Below are 24828 nucleotides of genomic sequence, written 5' to 3'. Positions count from 1 at the left end.
CGCCGCAAATTTGTTCAAGGATTAAAGATGAAAAACCTAGAAGATTTTAACAACTTAGATTGGGACAAACAGCAGGGGTTGCTACCCGCGGTGGTCCAGAACCACCTCACGGGTAAGGTGTTGATGCTGGGCTATATGAATAAAGAGGCGCTGGCCCAGACCCTGGCAAGCCGCAAGGTCACCTTCTTCAGTCGCAGCAAGCAGCGGCTGTGGACCAAGGGCGAAACCTCGGGCAACACCCTAGATCTTATCGCCATCGACAGCGACTGTGACAACGACAGCCTACTGGTGCAGGTGATCCCCAATGGCCCCACCTGCCACCTGGAACGGGAAAGCTGCTGGCCCGACGGCGAGGCGCATCCCTTTATCGACAACCTGGCAAATCTCATCGCCTCGCGTAAAGGGCAAGATGCCAAGAGCAGCTACACGGCGCACCTGTTCGAGCGCGGTACCAAACGGATCGCCCAGAAGGTCGGTGAAGAGGGACTGGAGACCGCCCTGGCGGCCGCCACCCATGACAAGGAGGAGCTGATCAACGAGGCCTCAGACCTCATCTATCACCTGCTGGTGCTACTTGAAGATCAAGAGCTTAGCCTGGAGGATGTCACCGCCAACCTGCTAGCGCGTCACAGCGCCGCCAGCAAATAGACCAAGGCTAGCGTTAGCACAATCATCAAGGGCGTCCGGGAGAAGCGGGCGCCCCTGCTCTGTATCTTGCCATGACGATTTATGACCATCCCCCTCTATCCCCCTTTTTCCTACCTTCTGGGCGACTTAAGCCACTATCTTTAAAATCCACTACGCTATCGCAAAAATCCACTTCCCTGCCGCAAAAATCCACTCCGCTGTTGCAAAAATCCACACCGCTATTGCAAAAATCCACTCTGGCACATAATATACATTTATATACAAAAGAATACACAGTGTAACAAAAGGGCTTGATTACAACAAAATCACTACAAATTCACCGATGAAATGCCCACTGATGTTAGCGTTTAAACAAGAGGTATCCGGTTATGGCTTGGCGTTTTCGACAGCTCAAACTCAAAACAAACACATGCTTTGCCTGTAGCTTAATGCTACTAGTCTCTAGCCAAGTCGCGGCGAGTGCTAGCCAGGCTCAGCCTATGTTCATGCCTTATGCACTCACATCTCACGCCCTCACGCCTTATACGCTAATGCCTAGTGCACTCATGCCTGGTGCGTTGGCCGCACCCTATAGCATGGTCGCCACCGCAAGCCCTAAACTTGAGCAGAGCAGTAACCAGCTTCAGTTTGCCCCGAGACAATCGAGTATGGCATCCGCGGGGCTTTCCCCAAATCCCCGCACCTCAGCATCACCGCCGTACGACCCAAGCCGCCAAGCCAGCATTGCCTCCTCATGGCTGGGCAAGCTCAAAGCCCATTATCCGAATCTGCTGCTTCACTATCTTGCGCCGCTCATTGCCATCGCCTTGGTGATGCAGCGGGTTTATAGACAGGCTAGTACCCTGTCCAGAACACGACTGGAGCAAGCGATCGATGAACGCACTCAGGCGCTGCAACTTGAAAACCTGCGCCTGCAGGAGATGAGTCACAGAGATCCCCTGACCGGCCTTAAGAATCGCCGCTTCATCGAAGAGATGATTGCCCAAGACCTGAATCGGGTCGACCGCAGCTATGACGCCACGCAGCTCAGGAATGAAGAGCTGCCGAGCAAAGCCGACTTGTTGGCGCTCATCATAGATATCGATCACTTTAAGCCCATCAATGACACCTATGGTCATCTGGCCGGCGATCGCGTGCTGAGCCAAGTGGGTCAGCAACTGACTACACTGTTTCGCAACTATGATTATGTGGTGCGCTGGGGCGGTGAGGAGTTTCTGGTGGTGGCACGCTTTATCGATCGCCAAGAGATAAACCATCTCGCGGAAAAAGTCCGTCACGCCATCGAGTCGATGGAGATTGAACTCGACGCTAAGCGCACCATAAAGATCACCGCCTCGGTCGGCGCCGCCCCCTACCCCTTCTCCACAGCCCAGGCGGACAGGATAAGCTGGGAGCAGGTGGTTCATCTTGCCGATATGGCGCTGTACCAAGCCAAGACGAGTTCGCGCAATACCTGGTTTAGTTACATGGGGAGTGACCAGCTGCCTATCCCGGATGAGCTGCAATTAGACCCCGCCAAGATCCCCGGAATCGCTATGGTTTCATCTAAGCCATTGTCTAGGCAGAGTCTTGATCTAAGGAAAGCCGCTCTTTAAGCAAAACTTCTACCCCCCCCACTACAGGTTTAGCTCGTGCTAAGTGCTAGTTTTATGTTTAAGGCAGGGAAGCCTTAAACTTTTTTATCTCCCATCAGCTTAAAACCCTTCCATTACGCGGTTGACTCATGTCGCTAGCTTATGTCGCTGGCTTATGTCGCTGGCTATAGTTTCTAGCCACTCTACGAAATTAAGCTTCGAAAATAAACGTCAAAAACAGACTGGAAAATAAGCTAGTTTGCCACTAAGTTGGACCGATTTTGCGCTAACTATTGCTTTCACAACAAGTTTTATATACATAAACATACATTAGAATACAAAAGTGATATATAATAACTGGCAATAAACCTTTTACAGTATTGCAACACTTCAGAGGGATATCGTGAAGGATAATAACTGGATACTGATTGTCGATGACGATGCCGATCTGGCAAACCTGGTCGCCGATTTTCTCGAGATGAACGGCTATAAAACCGAGATAGAACACAACGGTGCCAAGGCCGTCGAGCGCATCATTGCCGAGCAACCTATGTTGGTTATCTTAGATGTGATGCTGCCCGACATGGACGGCTTGTCCATCTGCCGCGCGGTGCGTCATGGCCATCCAGGAATCGAGGGTAGCTACAACGGCCCTATCCTGATGTTGACCGCCCTTAACAACGATATCGACGAAGTTGCTGGCCTGGAGACAGGCGCCGACGACTACCTGGCCAAACCCGTGCGCTCCCGGGTGTTGCTGGCCAGAGTCCGGGCCCTACTGAGACGTAAGCCTGAGCCACCTGTCACCGAGAAGCTCAGTAAGCTTCACAGCAACAACGATAGTCTCATCGAATTTGACGGCCTCAGCATAGATAAGAAATATCAACGCATCCAACAACATGGACAGGATATCGAACTCACCACCGCTGAATTTGAGCTGCTGTGGTTGCTGGCCAGTCGGCCCGGCGAGATCTGCGACAGAGACTCTATCTCAGATTACTTCAGCGACCTGGGGTACGAGAGTTCCCACAGAACCATAGATCTCAGGGTGTCACGCATTCGCCGCAAGCTTGGCGACGATCCCAGCCACGCCACCCGCATCAAGACGATCCACGGCAAGGGTTATCTGTTTGTCGGAGACTGACTCTAGATGCGAAAAAAGCCCATTGCCTTACTACTGCTCGCGATACTGATCAGCCTCAGCCTGGTCGGTATCACCGCACGTATGGATCCTCCCGAGGCAAGGGCCGGCATCACAGAGCGAGAGGCGCAGCTGACGACCCTGCCTGAAAACCAGCAGGGTGAACTGCTCACCGCGCTGGTCAAGCATTATCGCGACAACGATCCCCTCAAGAGCCTGACCTATGGTGAACAGGCCCTGACCCTCTTCTCCAAGGTACCCGACGATATCCGTAAGGTAACAGTGCTGAACAACATGGCCTGGATATATGTCTCGCTGAGCCAGTATGAAAATGCTCAGCTGCGCACCGACCAGGCCAAACAACTGGCCAAGGCAAGCAATGACCTGCATGGACTCTTTACCGCGCAGACTATGCAGGGGATCATCTATTGGCGCAAGGCGGACTATCAGACCGCCCTCAAGACCTTCGAACAGGCGCAGGAGATAGCTAAGCAGGAGAAAGATCTCAGAGGTATCGCCAACACGACCAACTATATGGCTATCATCTACCAGACCCTGGGCCAACCAGAGAAGGCGCTCGACTATTTCATCCGCGCCTTCAACATTCAAAAAGAGGTGGGTGATGAGAAGAGCATAGCCGTCTCCCTCAATAACATCGCCAACATGTATGGCACCAGCGGCAACTATAGCCTGGCGCTGGACTATCAACTGCAATCGAGGAAGATTCGCGAGGAGCTAAACGATCTGCCTGGCCTGGCGCAGATCCTGGGGAATATCGGCCTCACCTATTTCTATCTTAAGGACAGCGAACAGGCACTCTCTTATCTGCAACGCTCTCTGGGCTATTACGAATCCCTCAAGGATCAACAGGGCATCGCCGAGATCCACGGCAACCTCGGCATGGTTCATCTGCACGAGCATCAATTGGAATCGGCACTGTTGCAGTATCAAGAGGCCTTGGCGCTGGCCAAGGCGATCCCAGATACGGCGCTCGAGGCCAGGATCAACATAGATCTCGCCAATGCCTATATCGAACTCGATGACCCTGAACAAGCCTTCAAGCAGATCACCACGGGCTTAGATCAGGCCAATAAGCTCGGCATCGTCTCTCTCAGCGCCTATGGCCTGCTGACCCTCGCCAAGGTGGAAAAGTTACGCGGCAACAGTGAGCGTGCCCTCTCCTTAAGTGCGGCGGCGTTAAACAGCTCCCAGCAGCTACAAGATAAGCGTGTCGTGCGCGATGTACATGAGTTTCGTTACCTGCTCTACAAACATCTCGGGCAAGCCGAACAGGCGCTGGCGGGTCTGGAAGCCTTTAAGCAGGTGAACGATGAGATGTTTAACTCTGAGAGCGACCAGAGATTGGCCTTTCTCCTCAGCCACTTCGAGGCCGAGCAGCAGGAACAGCAGATAAAGCTGCTGCAGGCCGATCAGGCGCTGCAGAAGACCCAGCTGGCGCAACATACTTATCAGCGCAACGTATGGCTAGGCGGCCTGAGCGTCTTGTTTATCATCCTGCTCCTGCTGGTTAATCGTCATCACCAGCGCAAGATCAACGCATCGCTCAATCAGAACATTCAATCTCAACGTGAGTTAATTCAAGCGGTTGCCCACGAGTTTAGATCCCCGCTCGCCCGGGTTCAGTTGGCCTTCGACATGCTGGAAGAGCAGTTTGAGCAGAACAAACCCACTCGTCTCATCGACACCATCAACAAAGGCCTGAGTGAACTGGAGAAGCTGATCAAAGAGGCGCTGGATTTCATCCAGATAGAGAGTAAATCCAAGCCGTTACACCTCTCGCAGGTCAATCTCAATAAGCTGCTGAGTGAGTTGATGGACGCCAATAGTGTCCTCTACCCCGACAAGACCTTTAAGCTGGAGGTTAACCCAAGTGAAACTTGCCTGGTTAAGGCCGATAGCACTCAGATTGCGCGGGCATTTTCCAATATACTGCGCAACGCGGCCCGATTCGCCCGCTCTCAGGTACTCGTTAGCCTCAAGCAAGAAAAGTCCCGTATCCTGGTCATCATCGAAGATGATGGCCCAGGGATCCCCACAGAGCAGCGAGAAAGGGTGTTTGAACCCTTCGTCAGGCTAGATCAGAGCCGTTGTCGGGATTCGGGCGGCATAGGCCTGGGTCTCGCCCTCGCCAAGAAAATATGTGAAGCCCATGGTGGCGCCCTCACCATCTCCTCGTCCCAGCTGGGCGGCGCCAAGTTGTCGCTCTCCTGCCCTTTAGCTAACAAAGAGTCTGATAACAAAAATTCTTCTACCTAGGCAGCTAAAAACTAAGCAGGAGAACATAATGCGGTGGAACATTAGGCGGCCGAAAGCAAAGCCCATGAAAACAGATAAGCTAGAAACAGAAAGTCGGTAAAGCCTGTAGAAACAGGTCTATAAAACCGATCCGCTGCTAGTGCCAGTTCGCTGCTCATCCCCCTTCCTCTTCTAATGCCCCTGCTAATCTCCCTGCTGATAAGCCAACTTTTCACGCCCAAGCGACGAGAATTCATCCTGTTGCATCCCAACATTTTCCGCCTAATGCACTAAACCACCCTAAAAAATGTTTGTAATTTGTTAAATAAATTTGATCGAATGAATACCTTTGTATATAAATGTATATTAACCACCGTAAATCTTGCAGAGAAATCCCCCTCAGCAAGGGGAGCGGTGCCATGAGCCTAGCTCACCCCTACCACACACAATAACAACGAGGCACCTGAGCCGGCAGCGGTATAGCAGAATATGCGAGCTGCCAATGCAACAGGAAATCGTGGAGCATATAAGATGAAAATCAGTAAACTAGCAGGCATGATCTCCCTAATCACACTGGGCATCGCCGCCTCGAGTCAGGCAGCAGACAACCGCTATGTGATTCAAGTCGATAATCAACACAAGGGCATAGTGAAGGCCCTGGCGGTCAAATCTGGCGCGATAATCGAACTCGACGGTGATGGCTTCTTCGCCGCCAGCTTTAACGCCCAGGAGCTTGCCCAGGTCAAAGGCCTGTTAAACAATCCCCATGTGAAGCTGGTCGAGGAAGACCAACGCCGCACGCTGCAGTCACTCTATCGGGATGATGCGGGCGACCCTATGTTGATCCAACTCACCCCCTATGCCATCTATCAGTCTCAGGCAGATCAAGTTGATTTCGTGCCGGGCGCCGGCATTAAGGTGTGCGTGATCGACTCGGGCCTGGATAGAAGCAACCCCGACTTTAACTGGGGAGCCATCACAGGCGATAACGATTCAGGCACAGGCGATTGGGATGTCAACGGCGGACCTCACGGCACCCACGTTGCCGGTACCATAGGCGCGGCAGACAACGACATAGGTGTCGTTGGTATGGCACCTGGGGTCGATATGCATATCATCAAGGTCTTTACCGCTAGCGGCTGGGCCTACTCTTCAGATCTGGCTCATGCCACTGACCTCTGTAGCCAGGCGGGCGCCAACATCATCAGCATGAGCCTGGGTGGTGGCGGTGCGAGCAGCATTGAATCTAACGCCTTCGAAGCCTTTACCCAGGCAGGTGGCCTGGTGGTCGCGGCAGCGGGCAACGATGGTAACAACGCCCGCTCCTACCCGGCCGCCTACCCAGCCGTCATGATGGTTGGTGCCAACGATGCCGATAACAATATCGCCAGTTTCTCGCAATTTCCTAGCTGTAGCAGTGGCCGAGGCAAACATGCAACCCAAGATGAAACGACCTGCGTAGAAGTCACCGCTGGCGGCGTACAGACGCTTTCGACCTATCCCGCCAAAATGGCGACCATAGCCGCTATGTCGGCGGATGATGTTTTCTTCGAGGCCTCGGCCATGGAAAATATCGGCAGAGCCAGTGGCAACACCTATTTCATGGGCACGGCCGAAACCCTAGATACGCGAGCCCAGGGCAGTGTCTGCGTTATCGATCGCGGCAACATCTCCTTCCATGACAAGGTCGCCAACTGTGAGGCCTCCGGCGGTATCGGCGCCATCATCATCAATAACGTCGACGGCATGCTATATGGCACGCTGGGTGACGCCAACAGCACCCAGATTCCCGCCGTGGGTGCGGCGCTCAGTGATCGCACAGCCCTGATGTCAGCGACTCAAGCCTCGGTGTCTATCGCGAGTGGTGATTACGGTTATATGAGCGGTACTTCGATGGCGACCCCTGCCGTGTCGGGCGTCGCGGCACTGGTGTGGTCAAACTTCCCAGAGTGTACTGGTAGCGAGATCCGTCAAGCACTTAAGGCGACCGCCGAAGATCAGGGCATACCTGGACACGATGAGTATTTTGGCTATGGCATAGTCAAGGCCAAGGCGGCTTATGATTATCTGCAAAGCAGTGACTGTAATGGTCAAGGGGGCACACCGGGAACCTTTAGCCTAAACGCCGAGTATGAATACGCGCGAGGCAAACACAGGGTAAACCTGACGACAGTCGCGGCATCTAGCCCTAAGGTAGACATCTACCGTAACGAGCAACTCATCGCCACGGTAGCGGCAAACACCCTCTATACCGATAGCTTTGGTCGCAAGGCAAGTGGCAGCTTCAGTTACAAGGCCTGTGAAGAAAATACCCAGAGCTGCACCGAGACCCAAAGCGTCAGCTTCTAGTCACGGAGATTTGTTGCTGCAGCTAATCAAGACGATTTGATAAGTTGCTGATAGTCTTAGAGATGAGCGCTGTAGCGGCTGACACTAGCCATTAAGCATTGGCTCATCAAGCGCGAGCTCATTGGGCATTCTCTCGCTAAGAAAAGGCTCGCTAAGAAAAAGCTCGTGAAGAAAAGCTCATTAAGCAAAGGCTATTAAACACAAGCTCGTTAGACGCGAGCACCTTGTGCGCCAGCAAATAAAGGGCAGAGATCATCTCATTTGATCTCTGCCCTTATGATCTATGCAGCAGAGCTCCATTGGACAGAGCGCGATTAGACAAAGCTCGGCTAGACTAAGCTCGACTAGACTAAGCTCGACTAGACTAAGCTCGACTAGACTAAGCTCGACTAGACTAAGCTCGACTAGACTAAGCTCGACTAGACAGAGTCTCGACTAGACAGAGTCTCGACTAGACAGAGTTAGGCTATGGGAAATGCTAGCCGTCTAGCGCTTTCGTCTATCCTCCGCCCTTTCTCCAATTCACACGCTGCCACCACTCAAGGCGCTATATACAGAGTTATCCCCTCCTCCGTCGGGTCTATCGACCAGTTATATTCGATTTTTTTATAGAGATCAGCGTATTGCAAGCATCTAGCCAGATGAACGCACTAACATTGATATACATAAATTCACATTTAAGACGAATTTGTGACATTTTTGATAAACAAATGTTGATCAAAATCAAATCTAGATATATAAATGTATACATATCGAATACATTTGTATGTGATATAGCCCTATTGAAGACCTCATCAAGTAACTGGGTGCGACAACACTGAGTACTTATAAATTTAATAACAACAGGAGAACAGTTGATGACTACACCCAAGAAATCATCTTCCAAGCTGCTCACAACACTAGTAGGTGCCTCACTCTTAACCGGTTTGAGCCCTGTAGCACTGGCCGTAACCAAGGCACCTCTGAAGGCAATGCCGCAGTACGATAACCAAAGCGTACTAGTCAAGTTCAAACAGAAAGTCACTAAGAAAGATCGTAAGGCGCTGACCCGTAACCTGGGCGTCTCTTTCAAAGATAAGAATAACGACGGCGTGGATGACCGCCTGCGCAACATCGCCAACGGTCGTCTGGCGGTACTAGAACTTGGCCAAGGCCGTAAAGTTGATGCGATACTGGCAAGCCTGCAAAACCACCCACTGGTAGAGTACGCAGAACCTAACTACATAGTACACACGACAGCGGTGCCTAACGATACTTCATATGCAAGCCTTTACGGCATGCAGAAGATCCAAGCGGAAACTGCCTGGGACTATGTGATCGGTGACTCTTCTGTTCTTGTTGGTGTTATCGACACCGGCTTCGACTTCAACCACCCAGATCTTGCTGACAACATCTGGACCAACCCCAATGAGATCGCGGGCAACGGTATCGATGACGACGGTAACGGTTATATCGATGATATCCACGGCATCTCAGCCATCTTGGATAATGGTAACCCGTCTGACACAGGTTCTCACGGTACTCACGTATCTGGCACTATCGGTGCCAAAGGGAACAACGCCCTGGGCGTTGCCGGTGTAAACTGGCAAACCAATATGGTCGGCTGTAGCTTCCTCGGTACTGGCGGCGGTACCCTTGCCGATGGTGTTCAGTGTATCGACTATATGATCGGTCTTAAAAATGCCGGCAACAACATCCGCGTGCTGAACAACAGCTGGGGTGGTGGCGGCTTCACTCAAACCCTTAAGGATGCCATCTCGGCGGCCAACAATGCCGACATTCTCTTCGTCGCGGCTGCGGGTAACGACTCGGCCGACATCGACAACGGTGGTTTCTACCCTGCCGGTTACGATGTGCCTAACGTAGTAGCGGTAGCCTCTACCGATAGCGCCGACAATCTGTCTGGCTTCTCTAACTACGGCGACCAACTGGTTCACCTGGCTGCACCGGGTTCATTTATCCTGTCAACGACGCCTAACAACAGCTACGACACTTTCAGCGGTACCTCTATGGCGACACCGCACGTAGCCGGCGCCGCCGCGCTGATCCTTGCGGGTAATCCCAACCTGACTACGTCACAGTTAAAAAGCGTACTCATGAATACAGGTGATGCGCTTGCGTCTCTGCAAGGTAAGACCATCTCAGGTAAACGTCTGAACGTCGCCAACGCCCTGATCGATTCAGGCGGCGCGGGTCCTTCTTTCTTCATGGAAGCAACCCCAACTAAGTCGACCATCAACCAAGGCAATAGCCAGACTTATGCTATCGATCTGGTCGCAGCCGGCGGTTTCAGCGGCACCGCGACCATGAGCCTAAGCAGCGTGCCTGAGCTCAATGCAGACGTGGTATTTGCACAAAACCCGGTTGCGGGCGACACCACTAACACAATGACTATCAATACGACCGAGCAAACTGCGCCTGGTACGTACAACATGACAGTTAACGCCACCGACGGAGCCGTTTCTAAGAACATCAACCTGGAGCTGAAAGTATGGCCTCAGGGTACTGTTTCTACTATGCTGACCAGCAATGAAATCGTGCCTATCAGCGATAACGATCCTTCAAACCCTGCAACAAGCAGCATCAATGTTCCTTACGACATGACGCTGACTCAGGTCGAAGTGTTTGTTGACATCACTCACACTTGGGCATCTGACATGGTAGTGTCTGTCATTTCACCAGCCGGCGAAGAAGTCATTCTGCACGACCGTGCGGGCGGCAATGGCACTGGTCTTGTTGGCAACTTTATTCCTACCGAATACGAGCTGGACAACGCATTGGGTGAGTGGACACTGAAAGTTGTTGACGAAGTGGCAGGGGACACGGGTGCTATCAACAGCTGGTCACTAAAACTGACTGGCGCCCCTTCTGCCGGCACAGACTTCGCACCAAACGTACAGATAGTGACACCAGCTAATCAGGGCGCGTACCTGACTGGTGAAACCGTCAGCTTCAGCGCAAGTGCTAACGACACCGAAGACGGCGACCTGACTGCTGGTATCGTTTGGACCTCAAGCATCGACGGCGTGATCGGTAACGGCGAAACCTTCACTAAGTCTAACCTGTCTGTAGGTGACCACGTCATCACAGCGACCTCTACTGATTCGGCAGGCCAGGCAAGCACAGAAACGGTTGAGCTGTCGGTTGCTGACGCTAACACTACGGTAAGCGGTGCAAACAACACGGCTATTGCTATGCCTGAGATGGGCGGTAAGGTATTCACTGAAATCGACCTGCCTACCGGCGTTGCTATCGATGCAATCGAAGTCAATGTCGATATCTCGTTCGAATCGGTTCAATACCTGAACGTATGGCTACAGTCTCCAACGGGCACCATGGTCAAACTGGTCACCTGGCGTCAATTCTGGAACAAAGATCTGGTTAAGACCTTTAACCCGGTGGAGTTCGCAGGCGAGTCGAGCATGGGTACATGGCGTCTGTTTGTTGAAGATACGTCAAGCTACACAATGAACGGCGTACTGAACAACTGGAGCATCTCGGTATCAAACGGCGACGCAGTACTTCCGCCTCCGGCTGAAAACACCGCACCTGTGATGACTATCAATGCTCCTATGGGTGGTTCTAGCTTCAACCTGGGCGACAGCATCACCTTCGACGGCAGCGCAATTGACGCCGAAGACGGTGACCTGAGTGCAGGCATCAAGTGGTACTCAAACTTCAACGGCCTAATCGGTACTGGTGCCCTATTTAGCATCGACACACTAGGCGCTGGTGACCACATAGTGACAGCTGTGGCGACTGACTCGCAAGACGCCTTCGACCAGGCACAGGTAAGCTTCACCGTTGTCGATGCACCTGCTAACGAAGCCCCTGTGGCCGACTTCAGCTTCGCAGCTAACTTCTTAGACGTGCAGTTTAGCGACCTTTCTGGCGACAGCGACGGTGCGGTAAGCAGCTGGTCTTGGGACTTCGGTGATGGCGCTGGCTCAACGCTAGCAAACCCAGGCCACAGCTATGGCGCCGCAGGCAGCTACACTGTCACCCTGACCGTAAGCGATGACGACGGCGCCGAGCACTCAGTCACAAAAGAGATCACTGTGACAGAGCCAAGCCTGGCACTACAAGGAAGCGCGACCACCGACGGTAACCGTGTAACAGCTAACCTGTCTTGGACGTCATCAAGCAAGGTATCGGTTGATGTATACCGCGACGGTGCCCTAGTCAGCACTGGAGTGAGAAAGTCTAGTTACACAGACCGCTTCAACTCAACCGCGACTAGCTTCACTTACCAAGTATGTGAAACTGGCACAAGCAACTGCTCTTACGAAGTCACCATAATGGCGACCCCTAAGACCAAAGGTAAAAACAAGTAAGTTGTAACCCAGGGAAGGCTCTGCCAAGAGCCTTCCTTTTTTTCTATCTATATCTAGCTAACACTATCTAACGCTATCTAACGTTATGAAAAGCAATAACCCCGCCGCCGGATTCACCCAGATCCAGGGTTGGCAGACTCTTGAGGCAAAAGAGGTGAAAAAGAACCGACTCTCCCTACTCGCAATTATCCTGCTCTCTATGCTATCGCCCTTCACCCATGGCTCGAGCGAATTTCGCGCCCACCAGAGCCGCTATGACGACCCACTGCTGAACATGGTTGCCGAGGACAGAGCAACGCTCGAAAAGTTAAACGCGCTGCGCAAGGCGACTAACACCTCAGTTGAGATGCCCCCCAAGCTGATGGGCGAAAAATCTCTGAGCATTCACTCGAACACTGAAAACAAGGACCAGAGAGCGAACGAGCAAAGGCTCGCTTCTGCCACGCCAGAGCGCTTAAACGTGTCGATGTCGACCACAAAGCGGGCCAAGCCCACGGCGTCAACGCCGGGTTTCATGCTATCTGTACAAGAAAAGCACTTAAGCAAAGCAGCCGGTGAGACCGCCATTTATCACTTCTCGACACTTGAAGACAGGACTCTTGTAGACAATAGCCTTGTAGACACAAGCCATACAGGTACAAGCATAGCAAGCGAGAAATTAGGAGGACAGATATGCCTGAGCCTGGCCTCCTCCCTTCCCGGCGCCAGGCTCTCTAAGGAAAGGATTCATCCTGGCGACACATTCAGCCTCTTGGTGCCATCAAACAGTGATGCCCGATGGGGCGACTATATGTTCACCGTGACCGCCTCGGCTGACAGCGGCAATTGGGTCAAGCAGCAGAGTGTCAATCTCAGCCTGCTTCCCGGCAACATGCGCGAGATCAAGCAGGCCAATCTTACCTGGCACCCCATCATAGACAATGCCCCAGAGGGGATAGAGAGTCGCATCGCCGTCGATGATGAGCTTGCCGCCTTTGGCGTGCGCATCTTAGTGAATGTCTCCCATACCTGGCACAGGGATCTTAAGATGACCCTCACCTCCCCCATGGGCACAAGCTATCAACTAGAAAGCGAAAGCTATGCTGCAAAAGAAAGTAAAACAGTAAAAGCGAGCGATTCGTCAAAAGAAAGCCTTGCCGCAAGAGAAAGCCTTGCCGTAAGAGAAAGCCTTGCCGTAAGAGAAAGCCTTGCCGTAAGAGAAAGCTATGCAGTCAGAGAGAGTCATGCAACAAAAGACAATCAGTATCGGGAATATCGTACCGAGACCTTCAATAACGAAGTGGTAAGAGGCGACTGGACCCTCAAGGTGAGTGACCTGGCCGCAGGCGATGTAGGGACCCTAAGAGGCTGGCAACTCCTCATCTCGGGTTACTCGGTAACTCAGCCACTAGAGATAAGTGCTAGTCCATAGTCCGTGCTGTCAGATGAGCCAGATGCGTGCTGTATCATGGCTGACCAGCACCCGAGCATACTCGTCTATAAAGCCGCCATTTCGCGCGAGAATACACCAACTTTATCGTGCATCTTGCATTCACCTTCTGCCAATGAGAACACACTGTTTCCGCAAAAGAATTAAAGCGAAAAAGCTGTTGTCCCATAGCAGTTCTGCTACAATTTCGCCGTAATTTCCTCCTCTAACATTACATATAAAAATAGTACCCTATGAATCAATCTAATAAAGTTCTAGCCGTTAACGATGATCTCCCCATCCGCACCGACAAGCCGGTACATTCAGGTAAAGTCCGCAGTGTTTATTGGTTAACCGCCGAAGACAGTGCGCGCCTGATCGAGCAGAAAGGTTATGACGTTCCCGCCGACACGCCGCTGGCGATCATGGTGATCAGTGACCGTATCTCTGCCTTCGACTGCATCTGGCAAGGCGAAAACGGCCTCAACGGCGTCCCTGGCAAAGGGGCGGCGCTTAATGCCATCTCTAACCATTGGTTCAAGCTATTTAAAGAGAAAGGCTTAGCAGACAGCCATATTCTGGATGTGCCACATCCATTCGTGTGGATTGTGCAGAAGGCACAACCTGTGATGGTCGAAGCGATCGCCAGACAGTACATCACAGGTTCTATGTGGCGTGCCTACAGCAAGGGCGAGCGCGACTTCTGTGGTATTACACTACCCGAGGGACTGGAGAAAGATCAGAAACTGGAAGAGGTGCTGATCACCCCATCGACCAAAGGTGTACTGACGGGTCTTGAGGGCGTTCCCGAAGCCGATGATGTTAACGTTTCACGTGCAGATCTGGAGCGTCACCTGGAAGGCTTCAACTTCCACAGCAAGGGCGATATCGACCTTTACGAGAAGCTGCTTAAAGAGGGCTTTGCGGTGATCAGCGAGGCCCTGGCCGAGCAGGATCAGATCTTCGTCGACACCAAGTTTGAATTTGGTTACGTAAAAGATGCCAGCGGTCAGGAAAAACTGATCTACATGGATGAAGTCGGCACACCTGACTCATCACGTATCTGGGACGGTGAAGCCCGTCGCAACGGCAAAATAGTCGAGAAGTCGAAAGAAGGCTTCAGACAATGGTTGCTAAACCACTTCCCAGATCCCGATATTCTGCTCAACAAGGAGCGCATGCCTGAGCGTTTCGCCCTGGCGCGCGACAACAAGCTGCCAACCGAAGTGATGATGGATATCTCTAACACCTACGTAGGCATCGCCGAGACCATCATAGGTGAGAAGCTACACCTGAGCGAGAATCCTCGTCAGGAGATCATCGATATCCTGCGCGATGAGTATCAGCTAATCCAAGCCTAATGGCGCTAAGCTCCTGATGCTCAACCTGGTTAATTCGCCAGGGCAAGATGAGATAGTCAGGATTTGCTAAATACGAAGGCCAGCGTTCAACAGACGCTGGCTTTTTTATGCGTGTTTATCTGCGTTTCACCTGAGATTCGATTGGGCCTTTTTATTGGAAAGTCATCCAGAAGTGGTTTTATCCGGCTTGAGCATGAGCCTTCAAAGACGCTGGCAGAGGCGTTAAAACCTGGCGCCTCGCTGATAAGACAATGATGAAAGAAAATTAATCTGATAAAACAGGTGGGCACGCCATCTAAAGGGGCCTAAAAAATACGTTTAATTTGCGTCGGTAATTCGCTTTACCCAAACATGAGCAAGATGGCAACTTTCCTCAAAGAGAAATCTCATAGGCTGTCTGCCGACATAGCTTAGCTCAAGTAACGGCAGCACATCCACTGAAATGGTTTAACACACAATAGCTATTAAAATCATCATGATATAAAGAAACCCAACAAGCCTCAATCCACTCAGTCCTGGATATTGGAGGGGGATAAAACCTGCAACTCGTCTCTAACGCACCGTTCGCCGCAACTTCATAAAGCTAAGGCAATGACATAAACATTAACTAACGAGAGACAGACAAGACTGGATCTGGCAACTCAAACTACAGTAAAAACTCGGTTGTAAAGATTGCCTTAATATTTTCTCACAACTTTATTAATCCAATCTTAAACTTTTGATTTGCCGCGCCCCTGCCCCGCTTGATAAGGTATGGCGGCAATCACATCTTTAGCGCCCCCATGCCTGTTAGGCAGTAAAAAAACGATTGGGCGCCAGCAACAGGGAGAATCCATGCGTAAGTCTATCCTCACCACGGCTATCTTAGCCGGTCTATATCTCACTGGCTGTACACCAGCGAGTCAGGAAGCAAGCAATACAGAAGTAGCAAGTAGCGAAGCGGCGAAGCCTGCCGTTCAGGCGAGTGAAGGTCAAATCAATGCCAGCAACGTACTGCTCAAGAAGAGCGTGTTACAGTATCAGGCGCCTGAGTTTGATAAGATCAGCTTCGACGATTATGCCCCCGCCTTCACCCAAGGGATCATAGAGCACGATAAAGAGATCCAGGCGATCATCGACAATCAGGCCGCCGCAGATTTTGACAACACCATAGTCGCCATGGAAAAGTCTGGCAGCCTGCTTACCCGCGTGGCCAAGACCTTCTTTAACCTGGCCAGCGTCAACTCTAACAGCCAGGTACAAACCCTGGAAGCCGAGCTAGCACCTAAGCTGTCTGCGCACTGGGACAACATCTTCTTAAACCCTGAGCTATTTGCCCGCGTCGAGAGCGTCTACAAGAGCCGCGACAGCCTGAACGCGGAAGACAAGCGCCTTGTAGAGTATTACTACCTGGCATTCGAGCGCGCCGGTGCCAAACTCTCTGACGCTGATAAAGAGAAGATGCGCGATCTCAACGGTCAGCTCGCCAGCCTAACCACGGAATTTTCGAAGAACGTTCTAGATTCATTTAAAAACGAAGTGATCATAGTTAAAGACAAGGCGGAGCTCGACGGGCTATCTGACGCCGAAATCGCTACCCTCGCCCAGGCCGCTAAAGATGCCGGCAAAGAGGGATACCTGATCACTCTTGTGAACACCACTCGCCAACCTATCCTCTCCAGCCTGAACAATCGCGAGCTAAGAGAGAAAGTGTGGAAGACCTCGGCAAACCGCGCAATGGCCCTCAATGGCCCGAATATCGTCAAACAGTCACATCTGCACGCCGAAAAGGCGGCGCTACTTGGCTATGACTCTTGGGCGGCCTACACGGTAGCCGATCAGATGGCCAAGACACCCGCAGCCGTATATGAGATCTTAGATGACCTAGCCCCTAAGGCTGTGGCCAAGGCCAAGCTAGAGGCGGCGGACATACAGGCGCAGATTAAGGCATCGGGTCAAGACTTCGAACTGGCACCATGGGACTGGGCCTATTACAGCGAGAAGGTTCGCAAGGCCAAATACGACCTGGATCAGAGCCAGGTCACGCCTTATTTCGAGTTTAACCGCGTCCTCAACGACGGTCTCTTCTTCGCCATGGAGAAACTCTACGGCATCACGGTCAAGGCGCGCAAGGATCTGCCTGTATGGAACCCGGATGTGCTGGCCTATGAGATCTTTAACAAAGACAAGAGCTCAATCGGCATCTTCTATCTGGATCCTTACGCCAGAGAAGGTAAGAACGGCGGCGCCTGGATGGATGAGTTTGTGACCCAGAGCGGCCTACTTGGCACTAAGCCTGTGGTCTACAACGCGCTGAACATTCCAAAGCCAGCCTCAGGCCCAACCCTGATGACCTATGATGAAGTGAGCACCATGTTCCACGAGTTCGGTCACGCCGTGCATGGTCTCTTCTCTCAGGTGAAATACCCAAGTGTGGCGGGTACAGCTACGCCGAGAGACTTCGTCGAGTTCCCATCACAAGCCAACGAAGACTGGTCTATCGATCCTGAAGTTCTGGCCAACTACGCCAAGCACTATCAGACCGGCGAGCCTATCCCAGCAGAGCTGCTGAAGAAGGTATTGGCGGCGAGTAAGTTTGGACAAGGCTTCGATACCACAGAGTATCTGGCGGCGGCCATCCTGGACATGGAGTGGCACTCCATTGGCGTCGATGCCAAGATCGACGACGTGGCGAAGTTTGAGCAGCAGGCACTGGCGAAACACGGCATCGATTTTGCGCCTATCCCGCCACGCTACAAGTCAACCTACTTTAGCCATGCATTCGCCGGCGGGTATTCGGCGGGCTACTACGCCTACCTGTGGACCGAAGTCTTTGCGGCAGATGCCTTCGACTTCATGAGCCACAACGGCGGCCTGTCACTGGAGAACGGTAACAAGTTCCGCGACAACGTGCTGTCTAAGGGTAACAGTGAAGATCTGATGCAGGACTACATCAAGTTCACCGGCAGAAAGCCAACCGTGGATGCCCTGTTAAAGCACAGAGGCCTGACGGAATAAGTCTGGATTTCAGGCATTAAAAAGCGGCTCATTGAGCCGCTTTTTTTATCACTATCTGCTTCAGCGCGATCTTTTCCCTAACTCTAACACTAACTTTCAAGAGCTTACTTTAAAAGCTAGTAGATAGACGCTTCGCCCGGCGGGCGGGTACGCAGAAGTTTAAGGAACCACATATATTGCTCTGGATAGGCGTTGATCACCTGCTCCACCGCGCGGTTTAATGCTAAGGCCTCATTCTCCTTACCCTGCATCTCCTCGGGTGAGATGGGCGGCAGTACCGTCAGCAGGTACTGACGCTTTTGCTGATCATAGCCAATCTTCACCGGCATCACCTGGGCGTTGCCCGCCGAGGCAAGACGCCCCACTACAGGCAGAGTGGCCTTAACCGTGCCTAGAAATGGCGCGAAGACACTCTTCTCAGGGCCTAGGTCTTCATCTGGCAGATAGAAGAAGCTGTTATCGTTTTTCAGCTCAGACAGGAGCGCACGTATACCCGCCTCGCGCATATAGACGTTGCCGCCCTTGGAGCTGCGCATGCGGTTATTGAACCAATCGAACAGCTTGTTACGATGGGCCTTGGCCATGGTCACCATGGGCAGCTCCAAGTTCAACCTGAGCCCGGCGTATTCTATGCCCCATACATGGGGCATGATGAAGATCACCGGCTGACCTGCATCACGGGCGCGTTGCACATGCTCGAAGCCTTCAAGCTGGACCCGGCGACGCAGATTAGCATCTGAGCGCAGCAACAGCTCTGACTGCGCCAACAGGATCAACACGAAATTCTCAATATTCTCATCGAGTAGCTTATCGATTTCGACCTTCGATTTATCCGGGAAACAGGTCTCCAGGTTTGCCCTGGCCACCCTGAGGGGCTTCTTGGCGATCTTCTTCACCAGACGCGCTAGCAGGCGCGCTATCGGATCTCTTAGCCAGGCGGGCATCAGGCCGAAAAACACCAACAGCCCTATGGCAAACCAGGTGGGCCAATGCTTAGGGTGTAATAACTCGGCGCGAAAGCGGCGATCGAAATACTTAGGTTTTCTAGACAAGAGTACAACCTCTTACTCATCCAGCGCCTGTGACCACACAGGCATAAACAACAGATAACCAGTTCAGAAGAAACAGAAAAAGCCACTCAAGGAGTGGCCTTCTCTATGCGTTAAGTCGGATTATTTACCGGCGTTAGCCTCTTCAACACGACTCTTAAGTTTCTGTCCTGGACGGAAAGTCACCACGCGGCGAGCAGAAATCGGGATATCCTCGCCTGTTTTAGGGTTGCGACCCGGTCTTTGATTTTTGTCCCTTAGGTCAAAGTTGCCAAAGCCAGATAACTTGACCTGCTCACCGTTCTCGAGGGCTTGACGAATTTCTTCGAAAAATGCCTCAACCATCTCTTTCGCAACTCGCTTGTTAATACCAAGCGTTTCAAAAAGATGTTCTGCCATTTCGGCTTTGGTAAGTGCCATACTTTTAATCCCTCAACAATGCGTTGAACTCGGTCTTGAGTTCAGAAACTACCTTTTCTACCATTTCAGCAATTTCTTTCTCTTCAAGTGTACGAGCGTTGTCTTGTAGTGTAAGTGCAATCGCCAGACTCTTTTTACCTGGTTCAACACCTTTACCTTGGTATACATCGAACAAGTTTAAGCCAACCAACTGATTTTCGCCAACTTTTCTTATCAAATTTACAACATTTCCTGCCGAGACATCTTCATCAACCAGGATGGCAATGTCACGTCGGTTTGCTGGAAACTTAGACACAGTCTGGGCTTGCGGCAAACTTGCGTGCAATAAGGCGTCTAATTCGAGCTCGAATACGATGGTTTTACCATTTAAGCCGAAGGGCTTTTCCAGGCTCGGATGGACCGCACCAATGACACCAATCACACGATCATTTCTTAAGATTTCAGCACATTGCCCCGGATGAAGCGCCGGATGAGATGCTTTTTTAAAAGTAAATTCATCCTCTGAAACTGTCAAGCCGATAATGGCTTCGAGATCGCCCTTAAGGTCGAAAAAGTCTACAGTTTTTGATTCCATCGACCAATGTTCGTCATTTTGGTTACCGGCAATGACCGCACCCAACATAGCCTGTTGACGCACACCCGATTCTGCGTTGGCATCTGGCACGAAACGCAGACCAGTTTCAAACAGGCGAACGCGGTTTTGCTGACGGCTCTGGTTGTAACCCACGGCAGTCAACAGACCGGTGAACATAGACAAGCGCATGGCCGACATCTCTACCGAGATAGGGTTTGGCAGCACCATGGCATCTACGCCCGGATGTACCAGCTGCTGCAGCTTAGGATCGACGAAGCTGTAAGTCACGGCTTCCTGGAAGCCCCGGGCGACCATCATGGCGCGCACGCGCTTAAGGTCGATATCAGACTCTTTGTGAAGTGGCATGCTAAGGGCCGCAACAGGCGCAACATTCGGAATGTTGTTGTAGCCATAGATGCGAGCAACCTCTTCGATAAGATCTTCTTCGATCGCCATATCGAAACGGTAAGTCGCGGTCACAACCTGCCAGTTGTCATCCTCACGCGACACGCCAAAGCCAAGACGCTCAAGGATCTCGGTGACATCGGCATCTGCAATATGATGGCCTAGCACGCGATCTAGCTTGCTGCGACGCAGCAGAATGTTAGCAGGCTGAGGCAGATGCTCGTCTGCCTTTGCTTCAACCACAGGGCCGGCTTCGCCGCCACAGATCTCTAGCACCAGGCGGGTCGCACGGTCGATCACCTTATGTTGCAGCTCAGGGTCGACGCCACGCTCGAAACGGTGTGACGAGTCTGTGTGCAGGCCAAGACGACGTGATTTACCCATGATCGCCAGCGGCGCAAAGAAGGCGCATTCCAGCAGGATATCTTGGGTCTCGCCCGTCACACCCGAGTACTCGCCACCGAACACACCAGCCAAGGCCAGAGGTTGGCTGTTATCGGCGATAACCAGAGTATCGTTTGGTACGGTAATTTCGTTGCCATCGAGCAGAGTCAGCTTCTCCTCACCATCACCCAGACGGATCTGAATCTTGCCGTCGATTTTCGCCAAGTCGAAGGCGTGCATCGGCTGGCCGAACTCGATCAACACATAGTTGGTGATGTCGACGATAGGATCGATAGAGCGAATGCCGCTGCGACGCAGTTTTTCCTGCATCCAGAGTGGCGACTGCGCCTTAACGTTAACGTTTTTCACCACACGACCCAGGTAGCGTGGACAGGCGCTAGGTGCCTGATTATCGATCTCGATAGCATCTTCGATGCTAGGGGTAACTGCTTCCCATGTCGGGGCTACAACCGCTTGGCGGTTAAGTACACCTACTTCGCGGGCCAGACCCACCATACCGAGACAGTCGGCGCGGTTGGCGGTCAGATCGACATCGATCACCGCATCATTAAGGTCCAGGTACTCACGAACATCTTGTCCGATAGGCGCATCGAGCGGTAGCTCGATAATGCCGTCGCTCTCGATATCGATGCCCAGCTCGCCGTAGGAGCAGAGCATGCCAAATGATGGCTGACCACGTAGCTTGGCCTTCTTAATCTTAAAGTCGCCCGGTAAGACGGCACCGACCATAGCCACGGCCACTTTCAGGCCCTGACGACAGTTTGGCGCGCCGCAGACGATATCGATCAACTCATCCTGACCAACATTAATCTTAGTTACACGTAGCTTGTCGGCGTCTGGGTGCTGGCCGCATTCGACCACCTCACCCACAATCACGCCTGAAAAATCACCGGCTACCGGATCGACACCGTCGACTTCCAGACCCGCCATGGTGATCTGATGTGACAAATCGTCACGGCTAATACTTGGATTGACCCACTCACGAAGCCAAGACTCACTGAATTTCATTATTTACTCGCTCCGTTATTTGAATTGCTTAAGAAAACGTAGGTCGTTTTCGAAGAATGAACGCAGGTCATTAACCCCATAACGCAACATAGAGAGACGCTCTACCCCCATACCGAAGGCGAAACCTTGGTACTTCTCGGGATCGATGCCAACGCTGCGCAGGACATTAGGGTGAACCATGCCGCAACCCAAGACTTCTAACCACTTGCCGTTTTTACCCATCACATCCACTTCGGCTGAAGGCTCTGTAAATGGGAAGTAAGAGGGACGGAAGCGTACTTGTAGATCTTCTTCGAAGAAGTTACGCAGGAAATCATGCAAGATCCCTTTCAACTCTGCGAAGTTAACATTTTCATCGACGAACAGACCTTCTACCTGATGGAACATAGGCGTATGAGTCTGGTCATAGTCGTTACGGTAAACGCGGCCCGGAGAGATGATACGCAGCGGCGGCTTTTCCGTTTCCATGGTACGGATCTGCACGCCCGAGGTTTGGGTACGCAGCATCAGCTTAGGATTAAAGTAGAAGGTATCGTGATCGGCACGTGCCGGATGATGCTCAGAAATGTTGAGCGCATCGAAGTTATGGAAATCGTCCTCGATCTCTGGCCCCTGCTTTACGCTGAATCCCAGCTCACCAAAGAAGGTTTCGATACGTTCGATGGTACGGGTCACAGGATGCAGGCCACCATTGTCGATGCGACGTCCAGGTAGGGTCACGTCGATGCTTTCGGCGCTCAGCTTAGCTTCGAGCTCCTGAGCCTTTAAGCCTTCGATACGCTCGGACAGCTTTTGCTGCACCGCTTGCTTCGCCTGGTTGACCGCCTGACCAAAGGCCGGCTTCTCCTCAGGACTCAGCTTACCCATCATCTTCATCATGTCGGTGATCTTACCCTTCTTACCCAGGTAATCGACACGAAGGTCATCGAGGGCTTTCAGATCATCTGTCCCTTCGATTGCCTGTAAGGCCTGTTCTACGATTTCTGTTAACTCTGACATCATCTCTTCCAGTACGCCCGCCCTCACGCTGAGAGCCAAGACTTTCTATATGCTGACTATTTAATCTTTACGAAAATAGAAAAAGAGACAAATTTTACGTGACCATAAGACGTTTGACTAGGGCTTATTTGGTATTTTTCTAACGAAATCCGTGAGAAAAGGCCAAGCTGGCTAAGCATCAAACTCAGATAGGCTAAAAAGCCATCCCAAAATGTAATTTTGATTCGCCGCGATCACAGCAAGCATGTACACTTGAGCCGTACCTTATTTAACAATAACGATAAAATCCCAGTACAAATAAACAACAAACAAACGCCCTGAGGCAAAATTCTCGTTAAGTAATCACTTTGCGATCCGATAACGAGATCATCCCCAGGCGGCAGAGAAAAGCTATGAGAGAAGTAAAGTTTCGATGGATAGATCAGTATCTTATCCATATGACCCTGAAAACCAAATTTACCATTCTGGCCATCATCCCCATCATCACCCTAATGGGGCTTTCCTATATCCTCTATGGGCAATTCAATAGCCAGATTAAGCAGAGTCACCAGCAGAGTGCCTTGGCTGACGCCCAGAAGATGGTGGAGCTTATCGACCTGAGCCTTAAGTACGTGCCAGCCGACAAGGCCGACAGCTATCAGCAGGCGCTAATCGCTGCTGGCTTTGCCGATACCCAATCTTCCCTCAACGCCAAAGCCAACCACCTGGTACAGGCCGGTGGTGGCACCTTAATGCAAAAGGACAGCCTGACAGCCTACAGCCGCGCCTCAAGTGCCAATCTGGTTGCCAAGACAGAGGTGACAGATCTCGACCAGGTACTGAGCTCGGCCCAGAGCGTGGTCATCATCAGCCTGGTGGCACTTATCTTTGTCATCCTGCTAAGCAGCTACTATATCTCCACCTTCGTCGGCGGCGCCCTCTACACCAACGTGATGGCACTTAAACGCGCGGCCGATGGCGATCTCACCGGACGACTGAACTTCTTCGAGGTGAAAGATGAGTTCAGCATCCTGGCGGTGAGCATAGACACACTCGTCGAACGTCAGCATCAGCTGGTGAGCCGCATGACCCAGGCCATCAGCCAGATCCGCACCGTAGTGCAGGGCTTCAGACAAACGGCTCAAGAGGGACAAACCCTTGCCGCCGAGCAGCGTCAACATCTGGATTCACTGGCCACGGCCATGGAGGAGATGACCGCCGCGGTGAAAGAGGTGGCCCGCAACGCAGAGCAATCTTCTAACGAGACCCAGGAGGCCAACCAACAGGTTGATGCGGGCTCGAAAGATATCGCCATCACGGTCGAAGCCATTGGCGATCTTGCCAACGAAATTGGCGACGCCTCGACGGCGGTGAATACTCTGAACGACAACGCCGCCAAGATTGATGAGGTGGTCACCACCATCAACGCCATCTCAGAGCAGACCAACCTATTGGCGCTCAACGCCGCCATCGAAGCAGCCCGCGCCGGTGAGCAGGGTCGCGGCTTTGCCGTGGTCGCCGATGAGGTCAGAACCTTGGCCGGACGCACCCAGGCCGCAACCGTTGAGATCAAATCGATGATCGAGGCCTTGCAGACAGGCTCTCATGCACTCACTCAGGTGATGAAACGCACAGTCGAGAAGGCCCAGGAGGGTAAGCAGCATGTGCTGGAAACCGGCGAAGATCTCAAGGCCATCGCCCACCACAGCGAGCGGGTGTACGAAATGAGCGTACTGATCGCCACCTCGGCCGAGGAGCAATCGGCGGTCGCCAACGAGATCGCCACCAACCTGATGGAGATCCGCAACCAGTCTCACGATGTGGAGCAGTCCGCCAACCAGTCTGTCTCAGGCTGCGACGAGCTGCACGCCACCGCCGAACAGCTGGATCAGCTATTGGTTGGCCTGAAAGTCTAGTCACT

At 52.2% G+C, this 24828-nt stretch carries 14 protein-coding genes; 10 read left to right on the top strand and 4 right to left on the bottom strand.

The genetic code is table 11. The annotated features are described in order from the left end of the window. Window positions 1-27: 27 nt before the first annotated feature. From hisIE to K0H81_RS08595, 9 genes are all read left to right on the top strand, one after another. Window positions 28-648, top strand: coding sequence for a bifunctional phosphoribosyl-AMP cyclohydrolase/phosphoribosyl-ATP diphosphatase HisIE (hisIE, locus tag K0H81_RS08635; protein ID WP_220060579.1), 621 nt, complete (start codon window positions 28-30; stop codon window positions 646-648). Between the two features lie 545 nt (window positions 649-1193). Further along, entirely contained in the window at window positions 1194-2243 is a 1050-nt protein-coding gene (locus K0H81_RS08630) for a GGDEF domain-containing protein (protein WP_220060578.1), read from the top strand. A gap of 382 nt (window positions 2244-2625) precedes the next feature. Beyond that, entirely contained in the window at window positions 2626-3366 is a 741-nt protein-coding gene (locus K0H81_RS08625) for a response regulator (RefSeq protein ID WP_220060577.1), read from the top strand. 6 nt (window positions 3367-3372) lie between these two features. After that, the gene (locus tag K0H81_RS08620; RefSeq protein WP_220060576.1) at window positions 3373-5640 is read left to right on the top strand and encodes a tetratricopeptide repeat protein; all 2268 of its coding nucleotides are present in this window, start codon (window positions 3373-3375) and stop codon (window positions 5638-5640) included. A gap of 510 nt (window positions 5641-6150) precedes the next feature. Then, a complete protein-coding gene (locus K0H81_RS08615; RefSeq protein ID WP_220060575.1) occupies window positions 6151-7968 on the top strand; it encodes a S8 family serine peptidase in 1818 nt (605 codons plus the stop codon). Window positions 7969-8825: 857 nt separating this feature from the next. Continuing rightward, complete coding sequence (locus tag K0H81_RS08610; protein WP_220060574.1) at window positions 8826-12302, top strand: S8 family serine peptidase; 3477 nt, start codon at window positions 8826-8828, stop codon at window positions 12300-12302. Window positions 12303-12387: 85 nt separating this feature from the next. Beyond that, window positions 12388-13713, top strand: a complete 1326-nt coding sequence (locus K0H81_RS08605; RefSeq protein ID WP_220060573.1) for a proprotein convertase P-domain-containing protein — start codon at window positions 12388-12390, stop codon at window positions 13711-13713. Between the two features lie 251 nt (window positions 13714-13964). Then, the gene (locus K0H81_RS08600; RefSeq protein ID WP_220060572.1) at window positions 13965-15071 is read left to right on the top strand and encodes a phosphoribosylaminoimidazolesuccinocarboxamide synthase; all 1107 of its coding nucleotides are present in this window, start codon (window positions 13965-13967) and stop codon (window positions 15069-15071) included. Window positions 15072-15905: 834 nt separating this feature from the next. Continuing rightward, window positions 15906-18068, top strand: a complete 2163-nt coding sequence (locus K0H81_RS08595) for a M3 family metallopeptidase (protein WP_220060571.1) — start codon at window positions 15906-15908, stop codon at window positions 18066-18068. A 116-nt stretch (window positions 18069-18184) separates the two neighbouring features. Here K0H81_RS08595 and lpxM read toward each other — a convergent pair whose 3' ends face one another. The 4 genes from lpxM to pheS form a co-directional block, all read right to left on the bottom strand. Then, window positions 18185-19120 (bottom strand): lauroyl-Kdo(2)-lipid IV(A) myristoyltransferase, encoded by a 936-nt coding sequence (gene lpxM, locus K0H81_RS08590; protein ID WP_220060570.1) that lies wholly within the window; start codon window positions 19118-19120, stop codon window positions 18185-18187. A 120-nt stretch (window positions 19121-19240) separates the two neighbouring features. Beyond that, window positions 19241-19537, bottom strand: coding sequence for an integration host factor subunit alpha (gene ihfA, locus K0H81_RS08585; RefSeq protein WP_011866012.1), 297 nt, complete (start codon window positions 19535-19537; stop codon window positions 19241-19243). A 4-nt stretch (window positions 19538-19541) separates the two neighbouring features. After that, entirely contained in the window at window positions 19542-21929 is a 2388-nt protein-coding gene (pheT, locus tag K0H81_RS08580) for a phenylalanine--tRNA ligase subunit beta (protein ID WP_220060569.1), read from the bottom strand. 15 nt (window positions 21930-21944) lie between these two features. Further along, window positions 21945-22928, bottom strand: a complete 984-nt coding sequence (gene pheS, locus K0H81_RS08575; RefSeq protein WP_041407220.1) for a phenylalanine--tRNA ligase subunit alpha — start codon at window positions 22926-22928, stop codon at window positions 21945-21947. Between the two features lie 392 nt (window positions 22929-23320). Here pheS and K0H81_RS08570 point away from each other — a divergent pair, with 392 nt between their 5' ends. After that, window positions 23321-24823 carry a methyl-accepting chemotaxis protein gene (locus tag K0H81_RS08570; RefSeq protein WP_220060568.1) on the top strand — a complete coding sequence of 501 codons (1503 nt, stop codon included), beginning with the start codon at window positions 23321-23323 and terminating at the stop codon, window positions 24821-24823. Window positions 24824-24828 lie beyond the last annotated feature (5 nt).

This window comes from Shewanella halotolerans, assembly GCF_019457535.1.
In the GTDB taxonomy this organism is placed as follows: domain Bacteria; phylum Pseudomonadota; class Gammaproteobacteria; order Enterobacterales; family Shewanellaceae; genus Shewanella; species Shewanella halotolerans.
The sequence above is the reverse complement of the archived record's forward strand: the minus strand, read 5'-3'. Positions and strand labels throughout refer to the sequence as shown.

Bases quoted from the DNA above. Each gene is read 5' to 3' on its own strand.
- hisIE (WP_220060579.1), top strand. From the start codon at position 28: ATGAAAAACCTAGAAGATTTTAACAACTTAGATTGGGACAAACAGCAG.
- K0H81_RS08630 (WP_220060578.1), top strand. From the start codon at position 1,194: ATGCCTGGTGCGTTGGCCGCACCCTATAGCATGGTCGCCACCGCAAGC.
- K0H81_RS08620 (WP_220060576.1), top strand. From the start codon at position 3,373: ATGCGAAAAAAGCCCATTGCCTTACTACTGCTCGCGATACTGATCAGC.
- K0H81_RS08615 (WP_220060575.1), top strand. From the start codon at position 6,151: ATGAAAATCAGTAAACTAGCAGGCATGATCTCCCTAATCACACTGGGC.
- K0H81_RS08610 (WP_220060574.1), top strand. From the start codon at position 8,826: ATGACTACACCCAAGAAATCATCTTCCAAGCTGCTCACAACACTAGTA.
- K0H81_RS08605 (WP_220060573.1), top strand. From the start codon at position 12,388: ATGAAAAGCAATAACCCCGCCGCCGGATTCACCCAGATCCAGGGTTGG.
- K0H81_RS08600 (WP_220060572.1), top strand. From the start codon at position 13,965: ATGAATCAATCTAATAAAGTTCTAGCCGTTAACGATGATCTCCCCATC.
- K0H81_RS08595 (WP_220060571.1), top strand. From the start codon at position 15,906: ATGCGTAAGTCTATCCTCACCACGGCTATCTTAGCCGGTCTATATCTC.
- ihfA (WP_011866012.1), bottom strand. From the start codon at position 19,537: ATGGCACTTACCAAAGCCGAAATGGCAGAACATCTTTTTGAAACGCTT.
- pheT (WP_220060569.1), bottom strand. From the start codon at position 21,929: ATGAAATTCAGTGAGTCTTGGCTTCGTGAGTGGGTCAATCCAAGTATT.
- pheS (WP_041407220.1), bottom strand. From the start codon at position 22,928: ATGTCAGAGTTAACAGAAATCGTAGAACAGGCCTTACAGGCAATCGAA.
- K0H81_RS08570 (WP_220060568.1), top strand. From the start codon at position 23,321: ATGAGAGAAGTAAAGTTTCGATGGATAGATCAGTATCTTATCCATATG.